The organism is Dactylosporangium sp. NPDC049742, from assembly GCF_040674675.1.
GTDB classification, from domain to species: Bacteria; Actinomycetota; Actinomycetes; order Mycobacteriales; family Micromonosporaceae; genus Dactylosporangium; species Dactylosporangium maewongense.
Window position 1 is genome coordinate 30923 of record NZ_JBFANF010000095.1, and the last position, 7042, is coordinate 37964.

General features: G+C 69.9%; 6 protein-coding genes. 1 reads left to right on the forward strand and 5 read right to left on the reverse strand.

Annotated features, from left to right (window positions below):
- Nucleotides 1–91 precede the first annotated feature (91 nt).
- On the forward strand, nt 92–1282 hold the full coding sequence (gene dinB, locus AB0J72_RS54530) for a DNA polymerase IV (RefSeq protein ID WP_363415770.1): 1191 nt from the start codon (nt 92–94) through the stop codon (nt 1280–1282).
- Nucleotide 1283: 1 nt separating this feature from the next.
- Here the strand turns inward: dinB and AB0J72_RS54535 are convergent, their stop codons facing one another.
- The 5 genes from AB0J72_RS54535 to AB0J72_RS54555 are packed head-to-tail and all read right to left on the reverse strand — an operon-like array spanning nt 1284 to nt 6941.
- On the reverse strand, nt 1284–2678 hold the full coding sequence (locus AB0J72_RS54535) for a GH1 family beta-glucosidase (RefSeq protein WP_344499156.1): 1395 nt from the start codon (nt 2676–2678) through the stop codon (nt 1284–1286).
- A 46-nt stretch (nt 2679–2724) separates the two neighbouring features.
- Complete coding sequence (locus AB0J72_RS54540) at nt 2725–3738, reverse strand: ABC transporter ATP-binding protein (RefSeq protein WP_363415773.1); 1014 nt, start codon at nt 3736–3738, stop codon at nt 2725–2727.
- A complete protein-coding gene (locus AB0J72_RS54545; RefSeq protein WP_363415776.1) occupies nt 3735–4829 on the reverse strand; it encodes an ABC transporter permease in 1095 nt (364 codons plus the stop codon). Before AB0J72_RS54545 ends, AB0J72_RS54540 begins: the two co-directional genes overlap by 4 nt.
- A gap of 1 nt (nt 4830) precedes the next feature.
- The gene (locus tag AB0J72_RS54550) at nt 4831–5811 is read right to left on the reverse strand and encodes an ABC transporter permease (RefSeq protein ID WP_344499150.1); all 981 of its coding nucleotides are present in this window, start codon (nt 5809–5811) and stop codon (nt 4831–4833) included.
- Entirely contained in the window at nt 5808–6941 is a 1134-nt protein-coding gene (locus AB0J72_RS54555) for an ABC transporter ATP-binding protein (RefSeq protein ID WP_363415779.1), read from the reverse strand. Before AB0J72_RS54555 ends, AB0J72_RS54550 begins: the two co-directional genes overlap by 4 nt.
- Nucleotides 6942–7042: the final 101 nt, after the last annotated feature.

Sequence of the window (7042 nt, forward strand, 5' to 3'; positions counted from 1 at the left end):
CGGAGATCATATCGATTATGGTGCCGGCCCGCTGACCCCGTTCGGCGGCGATGCTTGCCCTGGTAGGGGCGGGTCATGCGAACATGTGTTCGTGTACGCGGACGCCTCGATCCTGCACGCTGACCTGGACGCGTTCTACGCGTCGGTGGAGCAGCGCGACGACCCGCGGCTGCGGGGGCGGCCGGTGATCGTCGGTGGCGGGGTGGTGCTCGCGTGCAGCTACGAGGCGAAGCGGCTCGGGGTGCGCACGGCGATGGGTGGGCGGCAGGCGCGGCAGCTGTGCCCTGAGGCGATCGTCGTGCCGCCGCGGATGCGGGCGTACTCAGAGGCCAGCCGGCGGGTGTTCGAGGTGTTCCGGGACACGACGCCGGTCGTGGAGGGGATCTCGATCTACGAGGCGTTCCTCGACGTGCGTGGGTTGTGGCGGATCGCGGGGACGCCGCGGCGGATCGCCGAGAAGCTGCGGACCGACGTGCTGCGGGAGGTCGGGCTGCCGATCACGGTCGGGGTGGCGCGGACGAAGTTCCTGGCGAAGGTGGCCAGCGGGGTCGCCAAGCCCGACGGGCTGCTGGTCGTGGAGCCCGCCGACGAGCTCACGTTCCTGCACGCGCTGCCCGTGCAGCGGCTGTGGGGCGTCGGGGCCGTCACGGCGGCGAAGCTGCACGCGCACCGGGTCACGACGGTGGGACAGGTCGCCCGGCTCGGTGAGGCGACCCTGGTGTCGATGCTCGGCGAGGGCACGGGGCGGCACCTGCACGCCCTCGCGCACAACCGGGACCCGCGGCCGGTGCAGACGAACCGGCGCCGCCGGTCGATGGGCGCGCAGCGGGCCCTCGGCCGCGGGCCGCACCAGCCGGCGTTCGTCGACGCGGTCCTCGCGGAGCTGGTCGACCGGGTCTGCCGGCGCCTCCGGGCCGCCGAGCGGGGCGGTCGCACGGTCGTGCTACGGATGCGGTTCGCGGACTTCACGAAGGCGACGCGCTCGCACACCCTGACGAAGGAGACGTGGCACACCGCGACGATTCTGGACGCCGTACAGATGCTGCATCACAAAGAAGCGTCGCTGATCGCGAACCGGGGGCTGACGCTCATCGGCATCGCCGTGGCGAACCTGGACGGGGACGGCGCCGTACAGCTGGAGCTGCCGCTGCGGGCGCACACCGGCGGCGAGCTGGACCAGGCGATGGACCAGGTCCGGGACCGGTTCGGCTCGGCGGCGCTGACGAGGGCGTCGCTGCTGGGCCGGCAGCAGGGGCCCACAACTCCCCTGCTGCCGGACTAGCTCAGCCGCGCAGTGCCTTGATGGTGTCGCGGTACCAGTGCGCGGACTGCTTCGGGGTGCGCTCCTGCGTGTCGTAGTCGACGTACACGATGCCGAAGCGCTTGTCGTAGCCGTAGGCCCACTCGAAGTTGTCCATGAGCGACCACGCGAAGTAGCCGCGGATGTCCGCGCCCTGCTGGCGGGCCACGGCGACCGCGCCGATGTGGGAGTCGAAGTAGGCGACCCGGTCGTCGTCGCGGACGAAGCCGGTCTCGTCGGGCTCGTCGTAGAAGGCGGAGCCGTTCTCGGTGACGAAGATCGGCAGCCGGTAGTCCTCCCACAGGCGCACGAGGAGCTGGGTGAAGCCCTCGGGGACGATCTCCCAGCCCATCGCGGTGATCGGGCGGCCGGTCGGGATGGGGCGGCTGACGGGCAGGCCGGTGGCGTCGTGGGTGTTGCCGTCCTCGTCGACGCCGGAGACCGTCTCGCTGAAGTAGTAGTTGACGCCCAGGACGTCCAGCGGCGTCTTGATGACCTCGAGGTCGCCGTCCTGCACGGGCAGCTCGATGCCCTGCGCGGCGAGGTCCGCGACGAGGTCCGCCGGGTACCGGCCGTGCACGAGCGGGTCGAGGTAGATGCGGGTGCTGAGCGCGTCGCTGCGCCGGGCGGCGTCGCGGTCGGCGGCGCTGTCGGTCTCGGGGGTGCTGACGCCCATGTTGAGGGTGATGCCGAACTCGTGGTGCGGGGCCGCCGCCGCCTTCATGCGCTGGGTCGCGAGGCCGTGACCGAGCAGGAGGTGGTGCACGGCGTGCATGCTGGCGGCGAAGTCGCGCCGGCCGGGGGCGTGCACGCCGTAGGCGTAGCCGAGCATCGCCGAGCACCACGGCTCGTTGAGCGTCGTCCAGGTCTTGACGCGGTCCTTGAGCGCGTCGAAGACGAGCATGCTGTAGTCCGCGAAGCGGTAGGCGGTGTCGCGGACGGGCCAGCCGCCGGCGTCCTCCAGCTCCTGCGGCAGGTCCCAGTGGTACAGGGTGATCCACGGCTCGACGCCGTTGGCGAGCAGCTCGTCGGTGAGCCGGTCGTAGAAGCCGAGCCCGGCCGGGTTGACCGGGCCGCGGCCGCGGGGCTGGACCCGCGGCCACGCCACGGAGAACCGGTAGAGGTCGACGCCGAGGTCGCGGATCAGCGCGACGTCCTGCGGCATGCGGTGGTAGTGGTCGCAGGCGACCTCGCCGGTGTCGCCCTTGTCGATCGCGTCGGGCACCTCGCAGAACGTGTCCCAGATGGAACGGGTCCGCCCGTCCTCGTCGACCGCGCCCTCGATCTGGTAGGCCGAGGTCGCCACTCCCCAGCGGAAGGAAGGCGGGAGCGTGGCGATCGGGTTCTGCACATCGAGGGGTGTCGCGGTCGTGTCCATGGTTCTCCTGTTTGCAGTTACTGGGACGGTGTGCCCGTTGGCAGGCTCAGCCGGCGGTGACCGGATGCAGCCAGCAGGCGACGGTGCGGGGCTCACCGACGTGATCGTCGGGCTTGCCCAGGATCGGAATCTTGGTCGGGCACGGCTCGAACGCCTTCGGGCAGCGCGGGTGGAACGCGCAGCCGGACGGCATGCCGCGCAGGTCGGGCGGCGAGCCGGGGATGCCGGCCAGCTCCCGCCGTTCGCCGCGCAGCGCCGGGAACGAGCGCAGCAGCCCGGCGCTGTACGGGTGCTTCGGGTCGCGGTAGATCGCCGCCGAAGGCGCCTCTTCCACGATCCGCCCGCCGTACATGATCGCGATCCGGTCGGAGAACTCGACCAGCAGCGACAGGTCGTGCGTGATGAACAGGACGGAGAAGCCGAGCCGCTCGCGCAGCTCGACGAGCTGGCCGAGGATCTGCCGCTGCATGACGACGTCGAGCGCGGTGGTCGGCTCGTCCATGATGACCAGCTGCGGTTCCAGGGCGAGCGCCATGCCGATCATGACGCGCTGGCGCATGCCGCCGGACAGCTGGTGCGGGTACGCGTCGAGCCGGTCCTCGGCGATGCCGACGAGCCGCAGCAGCTCCTTGGCCCGCGCGACCCGGGCCGCCTTGGTGGAGCTCGGGTCGTGCGCCTTGATCGCGTCCATCAGGCCGACGGAGATCTTGTGCACCGGGTTGAGCGAGTTCATCGCGCCCTGGAACACGATCGACGTCTCCGCCCACCGGTACTTGCGCAGGTCCTCGTTGGAGAGGTTCAGCACGTCGTACGGGTCGCCGGTCGGCGGGTGGTAGACGACCGAGCCGTTGGACACCACGCCGGGCGGCGGGAGCAGCCGGGTGACGCCGTAGGCGAGGGTCGACTTGCCGCTGCCGCTCTCGCCGGCGAGGCCGACGACCTCGCCGCGGTGGATGGTGAGGCTGACGTCGCGGACCGCCTTGACCCCTTCCTCGCCGAGACCGTAGTCGACGTCGAGGTTCTTGATCTCCAGCAGTGGCCGGGTCAGGGTGCGGGTCATGGCTTCGCTCCATACTCCACCGAGCCGACGGTGTCGTCGAGGTCGTCGGTCGGGCCCGGGTGCTTGATCTCGATCTCGGGGGTGCTGTCGACGCGGCCGCGGATGACGGGCGTGAACCCGACCCGCATGGTGACCTTGTCGCCGTTGGGGGCGCGCCGGGAGCCCGCGCCGGAGGTGCGCAGGCGGGGGCTGACGAACTCGTCGATGCCGAAGTTGATCAGGCTGAGCGCGGTGCCGAGGAACGCGATGGCCAGACCGGCCGGCACGAACCACCACCAGGCGCCCTGCGCGAGGGCCTGCTGGCCCTGCGCCCAGAACAGGATCGTGCCCCAGTTCCAGGTCGACACCGACGAGATGCCGATGAACGCGAGGGTGATCTCGGACATGACGGCGAAGATGACGGTGCCGACGAAGCTGGACGCGATGATCGCGGTCAGGTTCGGCAGGATCTCGAACAGCACGATCCGCCAGGTCTTCTCACCGGTCGCGCGGGACGCCTCGACGTAGTCCCGGCGTCTCAGCGACAGGGTCTGTGCTCGCAGGACCCGGGCGCCGTACGCCCAGGACGTACACCCGATGACCAGCGCGACGACGATGTCGCCGGCGTTGGTGATGGTGGACGTGACGATGATGATCAGCGGCAGGCCGGGGATGACCAGGAAGACGTTGGACACCGCGGAGAGGCTCTCGTCGGCGGCGCCGCCCAGGTAGCCGGACGTGACGCCGATGAGCACCGACAGGACCGTCGCGACGATGCCGGCGATCGCGCCGACCACGACGACGCCGCGGGCGCCGACCAGGATCTGGCTGAAGATGTCCTTGCCGAGGTGGTCGGTGCCGAACCAGTGCGAGCCGGACGGCGCCTGCAGCTTGTCGGCCGTGATGAGGTCCGGGTCGTACGGGGAGATCCACGGCCCGATGATCGCGATGAGCACGTAGATGCCGAGCACGATGAGGCCGGTCGCGGCCTTGCCGTTGGCGATGAACCGGAACCGCTTGCGCTTCGCCTTCGAGGCCGGCTTCACGCTCGGCTGGGCCATCGAACCCTGGCCCGGGATCACCTGCTCGATGCTGGACGGGGTGACGGTCATCTCAACCACTCTTTCGGGTGCGCGGGTCGAGCAGCAGGTAGGCCACGTCGGCCAGCAGGTTGGCCACCAGCACCGAGATCGTGATGACCAGGAAGATGCCCTGCATCAGCGGGTAGTCGTAGGCCTGGACACCCTGGAAGAGCTGGTAACCCACGCCCGGGTAGGAGAACACGATCTCCACCAGGAGGGTGCCGCCGACGATGTAGCCCAGCGACAGCGCGAAGCCGGACACGTTGGGCAGCAGCGCGTTGCGGGCGGCGTAGCTGAAGGCGACCCGCTTGTCGGACAGACCCTTGGCGTGCGCGACGGTGATGTAGTCCTCCGAGGAGACGGTGACCATCATGTTGCGCATGCCGAGGATCCAGCCGCTCATCGAGGAGATGAGGATCGTCGCCGCGGGCAGGATGCTGTGGTTGAGCGCGCTGCCGATGAAGTACTGGTCGAACGCCGGCACCAGGCCGGGGGTGAAGCCGCCGGACGACGGGAACCAGCTGCCGGGGCCGGCGAGCAGGGCGATGGCGACGAGACCGAGCCAGAAGTACGGCACCGAGGACAGGAACGTGGTGGCCGGCAGCAGGCTGTCGATCCACGAGCCGCGCTTCCAGCCGGCGCCGACGCCCAGCGCGGTGCCGATGATGAAGCTCAGGATCGTGGTGATGCCGACCAGGCCGATCGTCCACGGCAGGCTCTGGCCGATGACCTCGGAGACCGACGTCGGGTAGAACGTGAACGACAGGCCGAGGTCGCCGTGCAGCAGCTGCTTCCAGTAGCCGATGTACTGCTCCCAGAGGCTCTGGTCCTTGTCGAGGCCGAACAGCACCTTGATGGACTGGATCGCGTCGCTGGACAGCCGGCCCTGGTTCTTGGAGATCAGGGCGCTGACCGGGTCGCCGGGCATGACCCGCGGAATGAAGAAGTTGAGGGTGATCGCCGCCCACGCCGTGAACAGGTAGAAGGCGAAGCGTTGCAGCAGGAACTTCATCGTGCCTCCTCCGTCAGCGTCAGAGCCGGCGGCGTGGGGATGGCGGCGCTGCCGTTGGCAGCGGAGCCGATGCCTTCTTTGGCGACGGTGTCCGCGTCGTACAGCCAGCAGGCGGCCCAGTGCCCGTCGCGGTCACCGATCTCCAGCCGCGGCGGCAGGTCGACCTTGCAGCGGGGCATGGCGTGCGGGCAGCGAGGGTTGAAGCGGCAGCCGGCGGGGGGCCGGATCAGGCTCGGCGGCTCGCCGTTGCCCCGGTCCATGTTCGCCGGGTCGGCGATGCCTTCGATGCGGTCCGGGTCGGGCGCGGACTCGATCAGCAGCCGCGTGTACGGGTGCGCGGGGTTCTGCGTGACGGTCTCGCTGTCGCCGCCCTCGACCATCCGGCCGGCGTACATGACCATGGTCTCGTCGGCGAAGTAGCGGGCCGAGGCGATGTCGTGCGTGATGTACAGGATGGCGAGGTTGAGCCGTTCCTTCAGGTCACGCAGCAGGTTGAGGATGCCGAGCCGGATCGACACGTCGAGCATGGAGACCGGCTCGTCGGCGAGCAGCGCCTCGGGGTCGGCGCCGAGGGCGCGGGCGATCGCGACGCGCTGGCGCTGGCCGCCGGACAGTTCGTGCGGGAACTTGTCGATGTAGCGCTCGGGCGGGGTGAGGCTGACCCGGGTGAGCAGGTTCGCGAGGGCTTCCTCGAGCTCGGCCGCGGTCCTGCCGGCGTTGCCGTGGATCTTCAGCGACCGGGTGAGGTGGTAGCGGACCGTGTGCACCGGGTTGAGCGAGCCGAACGGGTCCTGGAAGATGAGCTGCACGCGCTTGACGTAGTTCCGGAAGCGCCTGCCTCCGTTGACCTTGGTCGACGTGCCGTGCAGGAGGATGTCGCCGCCGGTGCGCGGGTAGAGCTGCGCGAGCAGCCGGGCGACTGTGGACTTGCCGGAGCCGGACTCGCCGACCAGTGCCGTGACTCTGCCCCGTCGCAGAGTGAAGGAGACGTCGTCCACCGCGTGGACGGCTGCCTTGGTGCCGGAGAAAAGGTCACGCATTCGCCTGCGGACGGGGAAATGCTTGGTCAGGCCGACAGCCTCCAGCACCACCTCGCCGACCGGCGCCGCCGTGCTTTCGCTCAACGTCATGCCGATGTTCCTGGCCCCCACCATGATCCGGAAGACTTTGTGCAGCCCTGCGTGCACAACCTCTTCCGGATCACCGCGAGCCGGCACGCACCGGAGCCGAG

Bases quoted from the DNA above. Each gene is read 5' to 3' on its own strand.
- AB0J72_RS54535 (WP_344499156.1), bottom strand. From the start codon at position 2,678: ATGGACACGACCGCGACACCCCTCGATGTGCAGAACCCGATCGCCACG.
- AB0J72_RS54540 (WP_363415773.1), bottom strand. From the start codon at position 3,738: ATGACCCGCACCCTGACCCGGCCACTGCTGGAGATCAAGAACCTCGAC.
- AB0J72_RS54545 (WP_363415776.1), bottom strand. From the start codon at position 4,829: ATGACCGTCACCCCGTCCAGCATCGAGCAGGTGATCCCGGGCCAGGGT.
- AB0J72_RS54550 (WP_344499150.1), bottom strand. From the start codon at position 5,811: ATGAAGTTCCTGCTGCAACGCTTCGCCTTCTACCTGTTCACGGCGTGG.
- AB0J72_RS54555 (WP_363415779.1), bottom strand. From the start codon at position 6,941: ATGACGTTGAGCGAAAGCACGGCGGCGCCGGTCGGCGAGGTGGTGCTG.